The 17,892-nt window shown below is 30.4% G+C and carries 18 protein-coding genes and 1 tRNA gene; 6 read left to right on the top strand and 13 right to left on the bottom strand.

The genetic code is table 11. From position 1 onward, the window contains the following. Window positions 1-134 precede the first annotated feature (134 nt). On the top strand, window positions 135-437 hold the full coding sequence (locus ACZYT4_RS04180) for a hypothetical protein (RefSeq protein ID WP_463782671.1): 303 nt from the start codon (window positions 135-137) through the stop codon (window positions 435-437). Window positions 438-484: 47 nt separating this feature from the next. On the opposite strand, the gene ACZYT4_RS04175 is transcribed toward ACZYT4_RS04180, so the two are convergent. After that, complete coding sequence (locus tag ACZYT4_RS04175) at window positions 485-1,966, bottom strand: glycoside hydrolase family 1 protein (protein ID WP_463782669.1); 1,482 nt, start codon at window positions 1,964-1,966, stop codon at window positions 485-487. A gap of 158 nt (window positions 1,967-2,124) precedes the next feature. Here ACZYT4_RS04175 and ACZYT4_RS04170 point away from each other — a divergent pair, with 158 nt between their 5' ends. Beyond that, window positions 2,125-2,412: a hypothetical protein gene (locus tag ACZYT4_RS04170; RefSeq protein ID WP_463782667.1), complete on the top strand. Its 288-nt coding sequence runs from the start codon at window positions 2,125-2,127 to the stop codon at window positions 2,410-2,412. 20 nt (window positions 2,413-2,432) lie between these two features. Here ACZYT4_RS04170 and ACZYT4_RS04165 read toward each other — a convergent pair whose 3' ends face one another. Together ACZYT4_RS04165 and ACZYT4_RS04160 are read right to left on the bottom strand one after the other, a co-directional pair. Continuing rightward, window positions 2,433-3,302 (bottom strand): methionyl aminopeptidase, encoded by an 870-nt coding sequence (locus ACZYT4_RS04165; protein WP_463782666.1) that lies wholly within the window; start codon window positions 3,300-3,302, stop codon window positions 2,433-2,435. Window positions 3,303-3,750: 448 nt separating this feature from the next. Continuing rightward, window positions 3,751-3,826 (bottom strand) — tRNA-Lys (locus ACZYT4_RS04160). Between the two features lie 107 nt (window positions 3,827-3,933). Here ACZYT4_RS04160 and ACZYT4_RS04155 point away from each other — a divergent pair. Both ACZYT4_RS04155 and ACZYT4_RS04150 read left to right on the top strand, forming a co-directional pair. Then, entirely contained in the window at window positions 3,934-5,448 is a 1,515-nt protein-coding gene (locus tag ACZYT4_RS04155; RefSeq protein ID WP_463782663.1) for an HAD hydrolase-like protein, read from the top strand. Continuing rightward, a complete protein-coding gene (locus ACZYT4_RS04150; RefSeq protein WP_463782661.1) occupies window positions 5,432-5,953 on the top strand; it encodes a phosphatase PAP2 family protein in 522 nt (173 codons plus the stop codon). The genes ACZYT4_RS04155 and ACZYT4_RS04150 overlap by 17 nt, the downstream gene beginning before the upstream one ends. A 55-nt stretch (window positions 5,954-6,008) precedes the next feature. Here the strand turns inward: ACZYT4_RS04150 and ACZYT4_RS04145 are convergent, their stop codons facing one another. The 3 genes from ACZYT4_RS04145 to ACZYT4_RS04135 are packed head-to-tail and all read right to left on the bottom strand — an operon-like array spanning window position 6,009 to window position 7,966. Beyond that, window positions 6,009-6,734: a CPBP family intramembrane glutamic endopeptidase gene (locus ACZYT4_RS04145; RefSeq protein WP_463782659.1), complete on the bottom strand. Its 726-nt coding sequence runs from the start codon at window positions 6,732-6,734 to the stop codon at window positions 6,009-6,011. Beyond that, complete coding sequence (locus ACZYT4_RS04140; RefSeq protein WP_463782656.1) at window positions 6,727-7,590, bottom strand: DUF975 family protein; 864 nt, start codon at window positions 7,588-7,590, stop codon at window positions 6,727-6,729. Before ACZYT4_RS04140 ends, ACZYT4_RS04145 begins: the two co-directional genes overlap by 8 nt. A 43-nt stretch (window positions 7,591-7,633) precedes the next feature. Next, complete coding sequence (locus ACZYT4_RS04135; RefSeq protein ID WP_463782653.1) at window positions 7,634-7,966, bottom strand: type II toxin-antitoxin system PemK/MazF family toxin; 333 nt, start codon at window positions 7,964-7,966, stop codon at window positions 7,634-7,636. Between the two features lie 285 nt (window positions 7,967-8,251). On the opposite strand from ACZYT4_RS04135, the gene ACZYT4_RS04130 reads away from it, so the two are divergent. After that, the gene (locus ACZYT4_RS04130; protein ID WP_463782651.1) at window positions 8,252-8,659 is read left to right on the top strand and encodes an Hsp20/alpha crystallin family protein; all 408 of its coding nucleotides are present in this window, start codon (window positions 8,252-8,254) and stop codon (window positions 8,657-8,659) included. 28 nt (window positions 8,660-8,687) lie between these two features. Here the strand turns inward: ACZYT4_RS04130 and ACZYT4_RS04125 are convergent, their stop codons facing one another. The 7 genes from ACZYT4_RS04125 to ACZYT4_RS04095 form a co-directional block, all read right to left on the bottom strand. Further along, the gene (locus ACZYT4_RS04125) at window positions 8,688-9,809 is read right to left on the bottom strand and encodes a CDP-glycerol glycerophosphotransferase family protein (RefSeq protein ID WP_463782647.1); all 1,122 of its coding nucleotides are present in this window, start codon (window positions 9,807-9,809) and stop codon (window positions 8,688-8,690) included. Then, window positions 9,809-10,843 carry a CDP-glycerol glycerophosphotransferase family protein gene (locus tag ACZYT4_RS04120; protein WP_463782645.1) on the bottom strand — a complete coding sequence of 345 codons (1,035 nt, stop codon included), beginning with the start codon at window positions 10,841-10,843 and terminating at the stop codon, window positions 9,809-9,811. The genes ACZYT4_RS04125 and ACZYT4_RS04120 overlap by 1 nt, the downstream gene beginning before the upstream one ends. A 164-nt stretch (window positions 10,844-11,007) precedes the next feature. Further along, a complete protein-coding gene (locus ACZYT4_RS04115; protein WP_463782641.1) occupies window positions 11,008-12,123 on the bottom strand; it encodes a glycosyltransferase family 2 protein in 1,116 nt (371 codons plus the stop codon). 18 nt (window positions 12,124-12,141) lie between these two features. Then, the gene (locus ACZYT4_RS04110) at window positions 12,142-13,188 is read right to left on the bottom strand and encodes a glycosyltransferase (protein WP_463782638.1); all 1,047 of its coding nucleotides are present in this window, start codon (window positions 13,186-13,188) and stop codon (window positions 12,142-12,144) included. A 1-nt stretch (window position 13,189) separates the two neighbouring features. Continuing rightward, window positions 13,190-14,305: a glycosyltransferase family 2 protein gene (locus tag ACZYT4_RS04105; protein WP_463782634.1), complete on the bottom strand. Its 1,116-nt coding sequence runs from the start codon at window positions 14,303-14,305 to the stop codon at window positions 13,190-13,192. A gap of 18 nt (window positions 14,306-14,323) precedes the next feature. Beyond that, window positions 14,324-15,421, bottom strand: coding sequence for a UDP-galactopyranose mutase (glf, locus tag ACZYT4_RS04100; RefSeq protein WP_463782630.1), 1,098 nt, complete (start codon window positions 15,419-15,421; stop codon window positions 14,324-14,326). A gap of 16 nt (window positions 15,422-15,437) precedes the next feature. Then, window positions 15,438-16,466, bottom strand: a complete 1,029-nt coding sequence (locus ACZYT4_RS04095; protein ID WP_463782628.1) for an acyltransferase — start codon at window positions 16,464-16,466, stop codon at window positions 15,438-15,440. Between the two features lie 259 nt (window positions 16,467-16,725). Here ACZYT4_RS04095 and ACZYT4_RS04090 point away from each other — a divergent pair, with 259 nt between their 5' ends. Beyond that, a complete protein-coding gene (locus ACZYT4_RS04090; protein WP_463782626.1) occupies window positions 16,726-17,892 on the top strand; it encodes a nucleotide sugar dehydrogenase in 1,167 nt (388 codons plus the stop codon).

Here is a 17,892-nt window from a genome sequence, read left to right as displayed (position 1 = left end):
CTTGAGAAATTATTATACACTATTTTCATCATAATATCATCTTTTTCATCTCAGACATAATATCATCTTTTTCATCTCAGTCTCTTCTTTTTTATCAAAATATGTTACAATAGAAAAGAAAGTGAGGATTGTTTATGTTTGTAAGACTTCATGTCATTATTTCAAGTGAAAATGAACAAGATGAAAAAACAATTAAAGATTTGCTGTATCAAATCAAACCAGAATTTTCTATTTCACCGGCTCGTGAATATGCCGGTTTAAAAGATCATAGTGAATTCTATGCCACTTGTGATATTGAGCCAAGTGAAGTTCAACCTTTGTTAGATTATCTCAACAATGATTGGGATGGTCCACAGGATGACTGTATCTGTTATGGTTTTAATACAAAAATGTTTCATGAACTTGTTTATTACCTTGGATTTACTTTATTCGAGTAAAAAAGTTTTAGGATATTGTCTGATGTGACACCTAAAACTTTTTTAGTTTATTTATTTTCAAGTAATATGTCTCCATTACTTTCAATGATAGCTTTATAACGATAATAAGAATCTTTAATATGACGCTCTAATGTCCCATGCCCATCATTAAAACGATCAACATAGACAAATCCATAACGTTTTTTCATTTCACCAGTTCCAGCTGAAACAACATCAATTGGTCCCCAGTATAAATATCCCATAACTTCAACACCATCTAAAATTGCTTCATGAACATATTTTAAATGATCTTCTACATACTTCATTCTAAAATCATCATGAATGTGTCCATTTTCATCAAGATTTTCATCTAATCCTATACCATTTTCAACAATAAATAATGGCAAATGGTAACGATCATATAAAACATTTAAAACATAACGAATTCCTTTTGGATCAATAGGCCAAGACCAAGGTTTTGGGGAACATCCTTCCAAATAAGGATTTTCTTTTCCTAAGATACCTCCAGTATCTCCACCCAATGCGTATTCTTTTTCATATGTTGATGAACGATAATAACTAAATGAGAAAAACTCTACTGTATAATCTTTCATTAACTGTAATTCCTGCTCATCCATAACTGGTTGGAAGTGATGTTCATTCCATACACGTTTCACATAGCCAGGAATTTCTCCAAAACAGAAAGCATCACCAAAATAGAAATTAGACATTCTGACTGTATCCAATGCACCCCAAACATTATCTGGATCACAATTATAAGGATAAGTTGCGACAGATGAACATGTTAACATACAACCTACTTTGGCATTTGGATCAATGTCATGGCAAAGTTTAACAGTCCATGCATTGGCTACACAAAGATGATAATAAGCCTGCCATTTATCTTCAAAGGTTGTTGAACCAATTGGATCATCAGGATTTTCAGGATTTAATGTCAAAACCCCACCAGCGACTAAAGGATTACGCATCATATTATTGACTTCATTAAATGTCAACCAATATTTAACCTTTCCTTTATAACGATTAAAAACTGTTGTCACATAACGTTTCCAAAAATCAATCAAACGATGATTACTCCATCCACCATACTCTGTCAACAAGTGTAATGGTGTCTCATAATGACTCAATGTGATAACTGGTTCCATATGTAATTCTAACATCTTATCAATTAAACGATCATAAAATGCCAGACCTTTTTCATTAGGTTCCTCTTCATCACCATTGGGAAAAATTCTTCCCCAGGCAATGGAAGTTCTAAAACAATTAAATCCCATACCAGCCATCAACTTAAGATCTTCTTCATAACGATGATAAAAATCAATCGCCTCATGACTTAAATATACTTTTTGAGGATCAAGACACATCTCATATTTTTGTGTCTGTGAATTCCATTTTAAACCTGGATCCTTTGATCCAATTCCTACCATAACATCTGTAATATTAGGTTCCTTGCCATCTTCTAACCAGGCCCCTTCACATTGATTGGCGGCTACAGCTCCACCCCATAAAAAATTTTTAGGAAAACTCATTTTTCTCTACCTCCGTATATATCATTTTACTCCTTTTTTTAATTTCTCATGGAAAATTTCAAAAAAAGAAAAGAAACATCAGGACATGAATCAGTTATAAAAATCAATTTACTTACATCCGCAATTCTTTTATAATATAAATGTTGGGAGATGAAATGATGGATAGAGAACTTTTCGCAAGAAATATCATCAATATCATTGATGTCAAACATTGTACTGAATATGGTATATTCATGAACGATGATTTATTTGATCAACTCTTAAAATATTTAAAAAAGATGGCTCCTGATGCCCTTAAAGATATTGATGTATTTATGGCAGGACATGAACAAACTATAAAAAAAGTGATCGCCAACAAACAGATTGATATATATGAATATAATCAGTTTATGAACGATCTTAAAAAATTCAAAAAGAAAAATATAATGAAATCAAAACGCCCCTAATCAGAGGTGTTTTTTTGATACTACATTGAAATGATTTCAACACCTGTATCAGTAATCAAAAGCGTGTGTTCCCACTGTGCTGACAATGATCCATCATCGGTATACACTGTCCATCCATTAGGAGCAATATGTATAAAACGCTCTCCCACATTAATCATAGGTTCAATCGTAATCACCATACCAGGTACCAGAAGTGTCGTTGGATAATGTGGGTCGAAATGTAAAACATAAGGATCTTCATGCATTGATAAACCAACCCCATGCCCACAAAACTCTCTCACAACACTATACCCATTTTGATGAGCATGTGTTTCAATGGCTCTTCCAATATCGCTGATTGTACTTTTGAATGGACGAATCGTCTCAATCGCTTTATAAAGACACTCACGCGTCACTTCCACAAGTCTTTTGGCTTCATCACTGACTTCACCAATCATGAACATACGCGATGCATCAGCATAATAACCCTGATAACATGATGTTGCATCAACATTAATAATATCTCCATCTTTCAAAACAACCTGAGGACTTGGAATACCATGACAAACTTCATCATTAACTGATGTACAAATACTTTTTGGATAACCTTCATAATGCAAATCAGCCGAAGTCGCATCATGAGCTTTTAAATATTCTACTGTCATCTGATCAATTTGTTCTGTTGTCATTCCCGCACAGATATTGTCTTCTATATAATCTAGCAATCCATTATTGATAACAGCTGCCTGTCTAATCCCCTCAATTTGTTTCTCATTTTTTATCATGGAACGTTTTGGAATGACGTATCCCTGTTTTTTTAAATAACGCAATCTCTCATCAAACTTTTCATGACATTTTTTATATTTCTTATGACTTCCACACCAACATTCATCATTACCTAATATTTTCATAAAATCCCTCTTTCTTAAAGTTAAATATCGCTAACTATTAGTTTAAACCTCTTTTGATATCTTGTAAACAAGATAAAATAAAAAATCAGAAAAATATCTGATTTCTTATTCGTTGTCTTGTGTGTTAAGAGATCGGTTTTTGACAACATGAGATAGTGAGAATTTGTTTGAAATAAGGTATACCTTGATTTCAGCTATTGTGTATAAGTAAAGAACTGACACAAGATTCACAATAGCTATTAACAGTTTAACAAAATTACTCATTTGTTATATCAATCTTCATTAAAGTTTCAGTTAATTTTATGTTAAATCACTTTTGACAACCACAAGTTGTAAGAAGCATATCTTCCATTCATCTGTCTTCACAGATTTCATTTCTTTTATTATAAAAGCATAAAAAAAATCGAAAAATATCGATTCAATCAATACTTTTCGATAACTTATCAAATGGTCTCCCCGCACGGGATCGAACCGTGGACCCTCTGATTAAGAGTCAGATGCTCTGCCAGCTGAGCTACGGAGAGGTGATTAACGAATATATAATACACTAAACTCTCAAAAAAATCAAGATATTTAAATGGAATATTTATATAATATTTGATATAATGTTACACATAAGGTGGTGGTCAATATGTCTAATCAATCTCTTCAAGATATTCAATTAGCTATTATTCCTCTTGACGGAACTATTTTTGACCTCAATAGATACAGATATAATTATACACATCATTATTGTGAAAGCCACAAACTTAATTATTCATTAGATGATTTTTATCAGCATCTCTCTAATATGTATGATATGTATAAAGACACTCCTATCCAAAAAATATTGAGTGAAGGTCTTTTTAATGCTAAAGTAGAAAGAGAAATGATGCAGTATTTAACTTATAAAGGTCTAAAACCTAAAGAAGGCTTTTTAGAACTTCTAGAATGTCTGCATCAAAAAAATATACCTGTTGCTGTTTTATCTACACATCGTCAAAAAGATGCACAACAATATTTATCTATGTGTCATTTGACTAAAAAAGTACAATATATCATTGGAAGTGACACTGTCAGTATGTCCTTACCTTCTACGGAAATACTTGAAAAGATTCTCAATCATTTTCAAGTCAAAGCCCAAAATACATTAGTGATTTCATCCTTTGCGTCATTGAATCAAGCCAGTTATCAATTAGGTATGAATATTATCTTTTGTGAAGATTTAAAGGCTGCTGGTACATTTGAAAAAGAAACGTCTTATAAAGTCTGTCATAATTCATTTGAAGTTCTGAATACTCTTCTATTTGATCGTTATAATGAAGTTGATATGTATTCTTCTGTTTTAGGTATGCATGAACATATGTCTAAAGAAGAATTAAATCAGGTCAAGGAAAAATGGGAACATGATTATCCTGATGATTCTCAATTAGGTCAAATTGTCAATCAGACATATGCCTATCATATATCACAATTAAATGAACCATTTATGAAAGATGGCAGCGTTTATCTAAATCAATCATCACCTAAAAAGCAATTTCATTTTGAAGATGAAGAACAATCACAAGAAACAATCAAATCCACTGAAACCAAAACCGAATCATTGGCAAATGATAGCCATCAAAAAAAATCATCCATAAAACTACAGCCACAGGAAGAAGATGAATTAGCCTCACTTTTAAAACAAATCAACTTTAAAAATAAAGATATGCCTTCACAAGATAAAGAAACCTCAGCTGATACAGATTTAGATGAAGAAGATGATGACAGAGAGAATGAAGACAAACAGTTCTCTTTTATAGATATCCTCTTTAATTTCATTTATATTGTTGCGACATCATTCCTTATTATCTTTATTGGTATTGTGATTTATATTGCATTTATTCCTCAATTTGAAAGTCAGAGTGGTTTCTTCCATATTCTCAGTCTGATTTTTCAGGGATACTATGCCATTATTGAAGCATGCTTTAGAGTTTTCTTTGACAGCTTACATACTTTAATTCCTTTCATTCCTTCTTATCAGGATTATTTATCTCATAATCAAATGTTTTCCTTAGATGGTGTTCAACTTTTTAATATCTTCATCTTCCAAATTATTTTATTAGCTCTAATCAAGATGATTATCTATATTTTAAGGAGAGATTCAAATAATGAAAACGATTCTTAAGACCATTCAGCATTATGATAAACGTGTATCATTCTATATGTTGCGCTTCTATCATCACCATCGGTTAAACCAATTAATGAAATTTATTAGCTCATGTGGAGATTTTGGGATTGCATGGCTCATTGTTATTCTTATTACGAATGTAATTATGCCAACACGTTCAATGTCCATCCACATGTTAGCAGCTCTGATTGCAACTGCACTCATTGGACAAATTACAATCAAAACACTAGTCAAAAGAAAAAGACCCTGTCATCTTTATCCACAGGTTCATTTACTTGTTCCTACACCTAATGATTCTTCATTTCCTTCCAGTCATACGGCATCATCATTTGCCTGTAGTACCGTCCTGTTTATCTTTTTTCCTTTGATTGGTATTTTTGGATATATTTTTGCTTTTCTCACAGGTGTTTCGAGAATCTATTTATTTGTTCATTTTTTAAGTGATGTCATCTGTGGTATGATTTTAGGGATTTCTATTGGTTATATCATTTGTCTTATATAATTATAAAAAAGAGGCTAATATACATGAATCAAAATGTATATCAGTCTCTTTCTTTTTATAATAGAACTAAACACATAGAAATCATATTATTCATCATATGTGACAAAATAGGAACATAAATATTGTTTTGTTTTTCATATAAATAACTCAATACAAATCCCATCAGAAAATATGGAAAGATTTGTACCCATTCTGAAATATTACCATTCATAACAGCTGACATAATATGAATAAAACCAAAGATAAAAGCAGAAATCAAATGAGCCATCTTCGGATTCCATTCATATAACCAGCCAAAGACAATTCCTCTAAATAACATTTCTTCAACAATAGGTGCTAAAACACAAGACACAAAAATCATAATCACCGGATATGATGTAGAGATAGATTCTATAAACTGTTGATTCTCACTGCTTTGATTACCTCCTAAAGCTAAAGTCAGCAATCCTCCAACAATCTGGCAGGCATAAATTAGTAAAACACCAACAACACATCCATAAAACATATGATTCTTTATATTCTTCTTAAAATCCTTAAATTGTTCAATCATGCTATCTTTTAATAGCCATCCTGCTAAAAGCAATAAAATCAAATCAAAAACCAAATTTAAATAAGCATTTAATTGTGTATAATCTGCCTGAAGATGAAAATGCAAGATTAAAAACTTAAATAAAGCACTCAATATTATTGATCCACAATACATATAAAGTGGCAATATCACAAAAATAAACATCCATTTGGCTTGTGTTGGGACTCTTCTAGAAAAACTTGTATTAAACATAAGATTCATCTCCAAAATCATTTTTATACTCATAACGATGATATGCTAATTCTTCAAAGAAAATAGTTCTTGATAAATAATATCTTGGTACATAAGTATAAATGCCAATAAGTCCTGCCACAATAGCCGCCACTAAAGATCCAAAAATAGGTAAAAAGATTAACGCTTCTTCAATTAATAACTGCAACACTAAAATACCAATCATCCAACCTAAAAAAGAAAGATTTAATTTGATAAAATCCCAGATATGTCCTTTCATTAAACGATAAGATTCTTTAATAGCCTGTAAATTTTTCATATGATATTGTTCTAATAAATATGGTACAGCAAACATGTAAGCTGAAATCACAAAAACAAGAACAAGTAAAACAAGATAACAAAGCATCATCACAGCAATAAGTGATGGAGCTTTCTGAAATAACTGAATAATGGTCTGAGTATATTGACCACTTGAAATAAGAATGTTAGACATGATTTCAGGATCCAATTCAGAAACAAAGAGACCTAAAATCATAAAAATAATAAATATAGAAACAAAAAGAATGAGAACCATGATGATGTTGTTCAATAAATATGTAGAAAACAATTCTTTTATTCTTTTGAATCCTACAAATGCATCATCATCTGATAACAAATGTGCCTGATTTCTCACCATTTTTAATGAACTGACAACATAACCATGAGATAATGTTAAGAAAACAAGACTGATAATTGCATAAAGTAAACTACTCTGACCAGTATTAAATAATCCAGGTATTAGCCCAAGTAAAATCAGAATAATTAAAATACGTATATATTGTGCTTTATTCATTTCAAGCACTTGATTTGCTCTTTCTTTGATTTTTTGGATATTCATTCACATCACTCCTTAATGTATTGCCAACATTATATCATATCTCCTATTTAATGTCTAAACTTGTTTTGATAGCCTGATCAACCTTTTCCATTAAGGAATCTGATAAAGTCCCTAATCGTTCATCAATTCTTTTTTTATCAATTGTACGTATTTGTTCAAGTAAAATAACTGACTTCTTATCAAGAAACTGTGTTTCAATAATGACATGTGTAGGTAAATCATTTTTTGTCATTTTTGATGAAATGGGCGCTATAATAACAGTAGTTGAATATTTATTGCCCTTGTTATTTTGTAAAATCAAAACAGGTCTATATCCTCCCTGTTCACTGCCTACAACTGGTGATAAATCTGCATAATATATTTCTCCCCTGTTCATAATATCCTCCTATCATACCCTTAATATATGAAGGAAAATGAAAAAAAGAACCTCATCGTCAAAAGTGAAAAGCAAAAACATCAAAAACAATTCTTTTTCATAATAACAATATACTTTCATCATGACGAAAAATGGAAATAGATAAAAATTTTTATTTTTTTAGCACTCTTGACTTGACTCTGCTAAAATTAGTACTATAATATAGTTGTAGTTAAGGAAAGGACCTTAACCCAAGGAAAGAATTTTATATCCAATAAAGAATTTGAAAGAAAGAGGCGATGTATTATGAAATTCCTACCAACTATTAATGATATGTTTAATGATTTATTTTATGATCCTTTTATGAATCGTTCTTCTATTGATACAATGCGTACTGATATCGTTGAAAAAGACAATGAATACAAATTAAGTATGGAATTACCTGGTTATCAGAAATCTGATATCAAGATGGAATTAAAAGATGGTTATCTTAAAGTTGAAGCCAGCAGAAATTCTCAAAATGATACCAAAGATAATGATGGTCATATTATCAGACGTGAAAGATATAGTGGAAACTGCTATCGTAGTTTCTATGTTGGAGACGTTTCAGAAAATGATATTAAAGCTTCATTTGATAATGGTGAATTAAAGATTTCTATACCAAAGAATAATGTCAAACAAGTAGAAGATAAGAAATATATTACGATTGAATAAAAAGAACCTTCGCAAAACGCGAAGGCTTTTATATTTTCTGCTGTAATATAAAATCAACAATATCACGTGTATAGCTTTTTTGTGGTGGAGCAACCATTTTTCTAGAAAACGCTTGAATATCATAATTTGACTTATCGTGTAAATTTTCTAAAAGTGTCTGTGGTTGTGTATAAATCTCACCTGGTAAATCATGTTGGTAATCAATATACATATTCCTTTTTGACATATATTCTTCATAATCAAATGCATAAAAATAAATAGGTTTATTTAATAAAGATGCTTCAAAAATAACTGCTGAATAATCTGTAATAATATAATCAGCAACATGAAAAAACTCTAAAGATGTATATTGATGGTCTTCAATAATTCTTGGATCATCAATATGAAACTCCGTTAATGGATGAAGTTTTAAAACAAAATGATATTTTTCAAAATCAACATATTCAATGAACTCTTTGACTGCTTCCTTAAAATGAGAATCATCTTTTCTAAATGTAGGTGCATAAACAATGACTTTTTTACTTTGATCTAATAATTGAGGATAACTTTGTTGAATACGTGCAACAATAGCTTGTTTATGTGATGAATCAATTAACAAATCAGTCTTAGGTAATGGAAACACTTTAACCTGTGATAAATTGACATGAAATGCTTCAGCAAAAAAAGGTCTTGTATATTCACTGCTTGAAAAAACATATGTATAGTTCTTATGCATTCTCATCAAATGTGCAACCTTTGAACTTGAACCTTCAGGGCAATCTAAAATACTGTATCCAAATTTCTTGAAAGCACCTAAAGCATGCCAGATTTGGATCACAATAAGTTCTGGTCGCTGTTTAAGAATACTGACAGGAATACAGTAGGTATCTAAAATAACAACTTGTGATGTTGCAATATGGTACATTTGTTTTAACATATGAAAACAATAGAAAAGATGATTCTTCATACCACTTTTTAACATTTTTGCTAAGACAACATGTTGAATATCAGGTCTCACCTGTTTCATTTCATCAATCAGCATTTGGAAATCTAAAGGTGTCGTATCCATCTGACGAGAAATATAAGTAATTTTCTTTTGCACAGGCAAACATTTCATCAAAGCAAAAAGAATATTAAGAAAAAAGATTCCAACATTAACAACAATACCCATTATTCTTCCTCCCTTAAAAGCAGATTGACAAATCGTTGACTACTCTTTCCGTCACAAGCTTCCATAAACTGTTTTTGAAACTCCTTTTTTTTGTCAGAAAAATCTTGAGCTGACAAAATAGCATTCACTAATTCTTTCTGATTTTTCACTACAGGTCCGTAAGTATAATTTTCATATGGATAGAAAAAATCTCTTTGTTGAATATATTCTTCTAAGTCATAAGCAAAAAAGATTGTTTGTATGTCCAATAATGATGCCTCAAAAATAACTGATGAATAATCTGTAATTAATATATCTGTCACAAATAACAAATCATTAATTTCTCTAAGAGAAGTCAAATTCATAAAAAAATGTTCATCTAAAATTTCCTGACATTTATTCTTTATATAAGGATGCAATTTTAAAATCAATACATATTCATCTCCCAATGCTTTTTGAAGAGATGAAAAATGAATATGCTGAAAATCATAAAATCCCTGATGAATATCATTTCCTCTAAATGTTGGAGCAAATAAAATCACTTTCTTATTTTTTAATAATGGATATTTCTGATAAAGATCTTCTCTGATTTTCATTTTATATGTTGAATCAAAAAATATATCTGTTCTTGGTATTCCATAACTATGAACATTTTGAATATCCATACGAAATGCTTTCGCATAATCCTTACGTATACTTTCACTGCTGACAATGGCATCAGTATAATTTCTATGTGTCATTGAGAAACGATCGTGATTTTGTTTTCTGGCAAATCCTACAGTTTTAAATGCACCAACAGCATGCCATACCTGAATCAGTTTCGTCTGCTTTCTTAAAGGAATAGGATAAATCAAAGGATAAAAATCATCAACAAGTATATATTTTGACATAGCTATGTCTTTACAAATGGCTTTTTTATCATGTTTGACAGAAGAGGATACATATAAATGCTTTTTCACAATATATGTATTATCTAAAGCATTTTCTATAAATGCAAAATTTCCACTCATATCTCCTCTAGAATCTGATAAAAATGTTATCTGCTTTTTATTCAAACGAAACCTCATGCAATAAAAAATATATAAAATAATGTAGTCTAAACGACGTATCACCTGTAAAATCATTTTTATGAAGCTCAACACAATTATCACCTACTTTCAAGCATTATATCATAACTTTACTAAAAAACAAAAAAATTATAAGTCAATATCCTATCTCCTTATAATTTCTTTATTTTCTCCTTTATTTTTGAACATACCTTCCATATCTTTGAATAATAAAGCGTATAATATATGCGATAAGGAATTTTACGTCCACGTGTATAAATATCCTGATTCACTGATTGATATTGAGATAATAAAAATTGATTAGGTGTCAATGTCATGACATCTTTAAAATCATGATAATCTTTTGGTACATAAAAGTAACTTTGATCAAGTTGACTTGGAATTTGAAAATCTCGAATCAAATCCTGTTGTAATTTTGCATAAATGTTCATAAAAGACTGAATCAATGTCTGTGTTTTTAAAGAATATAACATCCCATTAATTAAGCGATTATCAAAAGATTGCTTCACTTCTTTACAAAAATCTGGTTCGTCTTTTAATGATTTATAGACTTGATAGTATGCCTGATAACTGCAAAAGACTGTCTCTGAAGCTTTTCCTGTTAAACTTTGTTGGTTATTAATACGATAATTAATTAAAGGTTTATCAACAATTGTTATACGTTCTGCCAGAAAATAAGACATCATTGAAAAATATGTATCATTCGCTTGTTTTAAATTTTGAAATCTTAAATGATATTTTTCAATAAACGACCTTTTCCACATTTTGTTCCAAGGAACATTCGTTGAAAAATTAAAAATGTAACGTGGATGTGTTTTCCTTGAAAAAGGAATATGTTCTGGTAATTTTTCTTTCTTTAAATATGTCCCAGTTTTAATCACTGTTTGTGTTAACGTATCATATCTATTTGCTGCACAGACACATAAATCCGCTTGATCTTTCTCACATTTTTTATACATGGACTCCAATGCATTTTTTTCAAAAATATCATCAGCATCCCAAAACACAACATATTTTCCATGAGCTATATCAAGAGCATGGTTACGTGCAACACCTGCATACATATTCTTTTGTTGAAGAACAATAATACGTGAATCCTGATTTTCATACTGCTTTAAAATAGTCAAAGAATCATCTGTAGAACCATCATCAACACAAATGATTTCAATGGATTTTAAAGATTGATGAATAATACTTTCCATTGTTTCCACAAGATATTTTTCTGCATTATAAATAGGGACAACCACACTCACTTTGATATTGTTCATGATTGTGAAAACCTCCTCTTATTGACGTAAAACTTTTTTAACATTTCTGATTCGACGTTTGATAAAATTCTTTGTTTTACGAATACGCGCACTTGTATTCATCCACTTATAGGCAGCTTTTGGATCATCAATAATGCGTGTAATTTTTTGCCACTCTAATTTTGTAAAATCTGACTCTCTGAATTCATGAAGTTTCATAGCTTCTTTAAATTCTTCTGACAGACGATATAAATATTCCAACCTAAATTCTTTCGCAATACGTCCATAATTCCAAAAATAATTTCTGACACGTTTAATAGAATATTCATAAATAAAATATTCCTTTAATTGTGGATTTGAATCTAAAAAATCATGAATAAATTGATATTCATCATTCATGCAATAGACTTTTGCTTTACTATTAACAGATGAATTGGGATTATCACGACGATTCATATAATAAGGTCTATTGACAAAATACATTCTTTCAGCCCAGCAAAAAGTCTGAAACCAAAAACCATTATCCTGAAAAGATGCTCCAGGTGTTGTATTATGACGAATATGATGTTTTTCTAACATTTCTCTTTTATAAATTCCACTCCATGTATTTAATATATATTTAAAAACTTCTGGGTGTTCTTTTGGATTCACAACTTCATTATAACCAGTGCCATCTTTTGATAATTGATTGTATGTTGCCACTAAAGTATTATTTTTATACACAAATCGATAAAAATCTGCTTTGATAACATCTAAATCTTTCTCATGAGCAATCTGATATAAATCTTCATACATATGTAAATCCACATAATCATCTGGTTCAACAATACCTACATATTCTCCTGTAGCTCTATCCAAACCATCATTCATGCCTTTTCCATATCCTTCATTTTGCTTATCAATAATAACGATACGGTCATCCTTTTGCGCATAGTCTTGAATAATCTGAAGTGATCCATCAGTAGATCCATCATTGACACAAATAATTTCTATATCTTTCAATGTTTGATGAACAATACTTTCCATACATTCTACTAAATATTGCTCTACATTATAAATTGGTACAATAATTGATACTTTTGCCATTTTAATGATTTCTCCTTTTTAACATTTTTTTGATTTGGTGAGGAATATACAAAACCATTTTTCCTACTTTATAAGTTGTTGAATTTTTGACTGTTTGAGCACCATCATCATTTTTCTGTTTTGATTTTTTTCTAAGCAGAAAAAATTGCTCATAAACATATGTATCACAATCTTTTTGTAAAACTTCATTGACTCTATTAGCATAAGACTCCACAAGAAAACCTTGTGGATATTTTTCTAAATTCAAAGAAGGAAAAATATTGTCTCTGAGTAGTTGGTAAACTTTTTGATAAGCTTCACCTTCAATCGTATCCAGGTTCCAAAAACAAAAATGAACATACCAATTCACAAATGATTTTTCTACTTCCTGATATTTACCGATGCGAATCAATTCATCTCTTAAAGCATTTGCTGCCAGATAAAAACAATTCCATGATTTTTCTCTTGTGACTGATAGAGATGGAGAAGCATTAACACGATGATGAATTAATTTTTCATTTAATGCATAAATTTTGTTAGCTTTAACGAGTGAAGAAAAAACAAAGAAAAGATCATTAGATGTACGCAAATTTTGAAATGATAACTGTTCTTGAACAATAAATTCACGACGATAAAGTTTATCCCATGCCCAGCCTACACAAAAATGAAAAACATGATCTTTAATATCCTGATACGAAAAAGGATTACACGGAATTTCATTCATGCGCAATGCATAATCCATTGGTAAATAACGATGATTTTGTTGATCATATTTATCTCCTTTAAAAATACAAATATCAACTTGATGTTTCTGACTACTGAGATAAGCTTTTTCAAGCATTTGAGGTTCATAAAAATCATCAGCATCTAAGAATGATACATATTCTCCTTTGGCATATTTAAATCCATGATTTCTGGCAACAGCGGCTCCCTGATTTTTTTGTGAAACATAAATTACACGCTCATCTTCCAATGCCGCTTTCTCAATAATATTTTTTGTCTGATCTGTTGATCCATCATCGACACAAATCACTTCAATCTCTTTTAAACTTTGATTTAAAACATCCTTCAAACATTTTTCAAAAGCTTCACCACCATTATAAACAGGTATAATAACAGAAACTTTAATCTCACTCATTTCTCCTTTTCACCTCATTTAAACTTCTTTTTCTACACACTTCAAAGCTTCTTCTATGACATGATGCATATCAAAATATTTATACATGCCTAATCTGCCACCAAAGATGACTTTATCTTCTTTATCAGCTAATGCTTTATATTTGGCATATAATGTATTATTCTTTTCATCATTCATTGGATAATATGGTTCATCTCCCTTATGCCATGAAGCCGGATATTCTCTAGTTATGACTGTTTTTGGCTGTGTTCCATATTCAAAATGCTTATGCTCTATGATTCTTGTATAAGGCACTTCATATTCATTGTAGTTGACAACAGCATTTCCCTGATAATTGTCTATATCTAATACCTCTTCTTCAAATCTGAGACTGCGATATTCCAGTTCTCCATAACAATAGTCATAATACTGGTCTATCATCCCTGTAAAGACAATCTTATCTGCCATCTCTTCCAGATCTTTGTGATGTTCAAAGAAATCACAATTGATTTTCACATCAATCCCTTCAAGCATCTTTTCAATGATCTGTGTATATCCTCCAATAGGTATACCCTGATACAAATCATTGAAATAGTTATTATCATATGTAAATCTGACTGGCAGCCTTTTAATGATGAATGATGGTAACTCTGTACATGGTCTACCCCATTGCTTTTGTGTATAGCCCTTGACAAGCTTTTCATAGATATCTTTTCCAACTAGAGAAATAGCCTGTTCCTCTAGATTTTTAGGTTCAGTAATGCCTGATTCTTTAATCTGTTCATTGATTTTTTCCTTCGCCTGCTGAGGTGTGACAACACCCCATAACTTATTGAAAGTATTCATGTTAAAAGGCATATTGTAGATTTCACCTTTATAATTGGCAATCGGACTATTGGTATATCTGTTAAATTCAGCAAACTGTTGAATATAATCCCAGACTTTCTTGTTAGAAGTATGGAAGATATGAGCCCCATACTTATGAACATTAATACCTTCTACTTCTTGAGTATAAATATTTCCACCAACATGACTTCTTTTATCAATAACGAGACATGTCTTTCCTTTTTTATGGGCTTCATAAGCAAAGATACTGCCAAACAATCCACTTCCTACTATTAAATAATCATATTTCATATTCATTCTCCTCTCACTATGCAGGTACACATTTTTTCAATATAGGTATTTTTTGCATTAATTTTACAATTATGACACATATCAACATGATGAAAAATGGTCCTATAATACGATAAATCACAACACGTTGAGATATTCCTGATACAAGTAAAAAAACTTGAATAACAAACCAGTGAATCAAATAAATGCCAAAAGTTGTGGAATTCACACTAGATGTTATTTTCTCTAAAATCTGAACTTTATTGACAGACATATATTTAAACGCAACAAAAATAGCTGTAGCGTATAAAACCGATGGTGCATTAGTATATCCTTTAAATAAACGACTAACATCTCCAAGCTGGTATGATACATACCATGTGCCTAACCAATGAACTAAAAATCCAACAATTCCCAGTATATAAATCCATCGTCTTTGTGATTTTGTAAGAGGATAACGATCTATATAATAGCCTATCAATACAAATAAAACATGATTTGTAGCGACTGGTAATTGTAAACTTCCATTATAAGGAATTCCTATCAAATCAAAAAACAATGGTAATAAAGAAACTGTTAAAAATGAGAAGCATATGATATATTGAAATATCTTTTGTCGATTTTCAGATGGTATCGATGAGAGTACAGGAATACTTAAATAAATAGCTATCAATGGTATAAAATACCAATATACAGTAATCATATCAGCATTCATCAAAACATCGATAATCATTTTCAAACTGACATCATTCCAATTGATTTCTTTCATCATAATCATCCATAATATACCTATTATTGACCAAATAATATAAGGAATAACAACCTTATGAATTCGTTTTTGAAAATATTCTCTAGTAGAATACCTTTTTCGATAATCCATTAAAGTGACACCTGTTATCATAAAAAATATGGGAACCGCAAAATACATGAGACTTTCAATAAAATTTGCTAATACCCAATAATTTTCATATCCAAAATCCCAAAAACAATGATTCACATGTAAGACAATGACTGCGAAACAAGAAAAAACATTGAGTATTTGAATATAGGATTTATGTTTTAACACAAACTTCACCTCTTAACATTATATTTGTAAATATACTCTATTTATATCAATGAAAAAATCATCAAAAAATTAAGTTTTTGTTAACCATATGTTAAGAAGACGGGTCCTTATATCTACTCAAAATATTATCTCAATCATAGTATTATGAACATGAACACGATGAAAAATTAAGTTTTTGTAAAGTCATGTTAAAGTCTTGTAAAAGGGGTTTACAAAGTTTTGGAATCATTTAAACTAAAAAAATGAAAAGAGGTAGAATATGAAAGTAACAGTTGCTGGAATGGGATATGTCGGTTTAAGTTTAGCATGTCTTCTTGCTCAAAAATATGATGTTCATGCTATTGATATTATTCCCGAAAAAATAGAAATGATAAAAAATAAAAAGTCTCCTATTAAGGACACAGAAATCGAAGAATTTTTAGCTCATAAAGATCTTCATCTTTTGCCAACTTGTGATAGTCAAGTTGCATATCAGGATGCTGACTATGTCATTGTTGCAGCACCAACAAACTATGATGATGCATCTAATCACTTTGACACAAGTGCTGTAGAAAGTGTCATTCAAGAGGTATTCAAATACAATGATCATGCTACTATTGTTATTAAATCAACGATACCTGTTGGGTATACACAGTCAATCAATCATCAATTCAATACACAATGTATTATCTTTTCGCCAGAATTTTTAAGAGAGGGAAAAGCATTGTATGATAATCTCTATCCATCGCGTATCATTGTTGGAGAAGATAGTCAACGTGCACATATTTTTGCTGAAATGTTAAAAGAATGTGCTATTAAACAAGATGTTCCTATTCTTTATACTCAAGCCACAGAAGCAGAAGCTATTAAATTATTTGCTAATACATATCTTGCTTTACGTGTTGCTTATTTCAATGAATTAGATACATATTGTGAAATTAAAGGACTCAATACAAAACAAATTATTGAGGGCGTTGGTCTAGACCCACGTATTGGTCAACATTATAATAATCCATCTTTCGGATATGGTGGATACTGCTTACCTAAAGATACAAAGCAATTAAAAGCCAATTATGTTGGTGTTCCTAATGATATTATTAAAGCTATTGTAGATTCCAATTTAACAAGAAAAAAGCATATTGCACAAATGATTTTAAATAGACATCCTCAAACCGTTGGAGTCTATCGTTTAACAATGAAAGCCAATAGTGATAACTTTAGAGCGAGTGCTATCTTAGATGTCATGAATATGATTAAAGCACAAGGCACTAAGGTCATTATTTATGAACCTACTTTAAATCAGGATAGTTACGAAGGTATGAAACTTATAAATGATTTAGAGACATTCAAAAAACAAAGCGACATTATTTTAGCAAATCGTTTTAATCAGGAAATTGATGATGTTATTCAAAAAGTTTATACAAGAGACCTTTATTTTAGAGACTAA

Source organism: Massilimicrobiota sp. mt181 (genome assembly GCF_055420065.1).
Note: the sequence above shows the minus strand (reverse complement) of the source record. Positions and strands in the feature narration are given on the sequence as shown.

What these genes read in the sequence shown, in the direction of transcription:
- ACZYT4_RS04180 (WP_463782671.1), top strand. Translation starts at nt 135, where the DNA reads ATGTTTGTAAGACTTCATGTCATTATTTCAAGTGAAAATGAACAAGAT.
- ACZYT4_RS04175 (WP_463782669.1), bottom strand. Translation starts at nt 1,966, where the DNA reads ATGAGTTTTCCTAAAAATTTTTTATGGGGTGGAGCTGTAGCCGCCAAT.
- ACZYT4_RS04170 (WP_463782667.1), top strand. Translation starts at nt 2,125, where the DNA reads ATGGATAGAGAACTTTTCGCAAGAAATATCATCAATATCATTGATGTC.
- ACZYT4_RS04165 (WP_463782666.1), bottom strand. Translation starts at nt 3,302, where the DNA reads ATGAAAATATTAGGTAATGATGAATGTTGGTGTGGAAGTCATAAGAAA.
- ACZYT4_RS04155 (WP_463782663.1), top strand. Translation starts at nt 3,934, where the DNA reads ATGTCTAATCAATCTCTTCAAGATATTCAATTAGCTATTATTCCTCTT.
- ACZYT4_RS04150 (WP_463782661.1), top strand. Translation starts at nt 5,432, where the DNA reads ATGAAAACGATTCTTAAGACCATTCAGCATTATGATAAACGTGTATCA.
- ACZYT4_RS04145 (WP_463782659.1), bottom strand. Translation starts at nt 6,734, where the DNA reads ATGTTTAATACAAGTTTTTCTAGAAGAGTCCCAACACAAGCCAAATGG.
- ACZYT4_RS04140 (WP_463782656.1), bottom strand. Translation starts at nt 7,590, where the DNA reads ATGAATATCCAAAAAATCAAAGAAAGAGCAAATCAAGTGCTTGAAATG.
- ACZYT4_RS04135 (WP_463782653.1), bottom strand. Translation starts at nt 7,966, where the DNA reads ATGAACAGGGGAGAAATATATTATGCAGATTTATCACCAGTTGTAGGC.
- ACZYT4_RS04130 (WP_463782651.1), top strand. Translation starts at nt 8,252, where the DNA reads ATGAAATTCCTACCAACTATTAATGATATGTTTAATGATTTATTTTAT.
- ACZYT4_RS04125 (WP_463782647.1), bottom strand. Translation starts at nt 9,809, where the DNA reads ATGGGTATTGTTGTTAATGTTGGAATCTTTTTTCTTAATATTCTTTTT.
- ACZYT4_RS04115 (WP_463782641.1), bottom strand. Translation starts at nt 12,123, where the DNA reads ATGAACAATATCAAAGTGAGTGTGGTTGTCCCTATTTATAATGCAGAA.
- ACZYT4_RS04110 (WP_463782638.1), bottom strand. Translation starts at nt 13,188, where the DNA reads ATGGCAAAAGTATCAATTATTGTACCAATTTATAATGTAGAGCAATAT.
- ACZYT4_RS04105 (WP_463782634.1), bottom strand. Translation starts at nt 14,305, where the DNA reads ATGAGTGAGATTAAAGTTTCTGTTATTATACCTGTTTATAATGGTGGT.
- glf (WP_463782630.1), bottom strand. Translation starts at nt 15,421, where the DNA reads ATGAAATATGATTATTTAATAGTAGGAAGTGGATTGTTTGGCAGTATC.
- ACZYT4_RS04090 (WP_463782626.1), top strand. Translation starts at nt 16,726, where the DNA reads ATGAAAGTAACAGTTGCTGGAATGGGATATGTCGGTTTAAGTTTAGCA.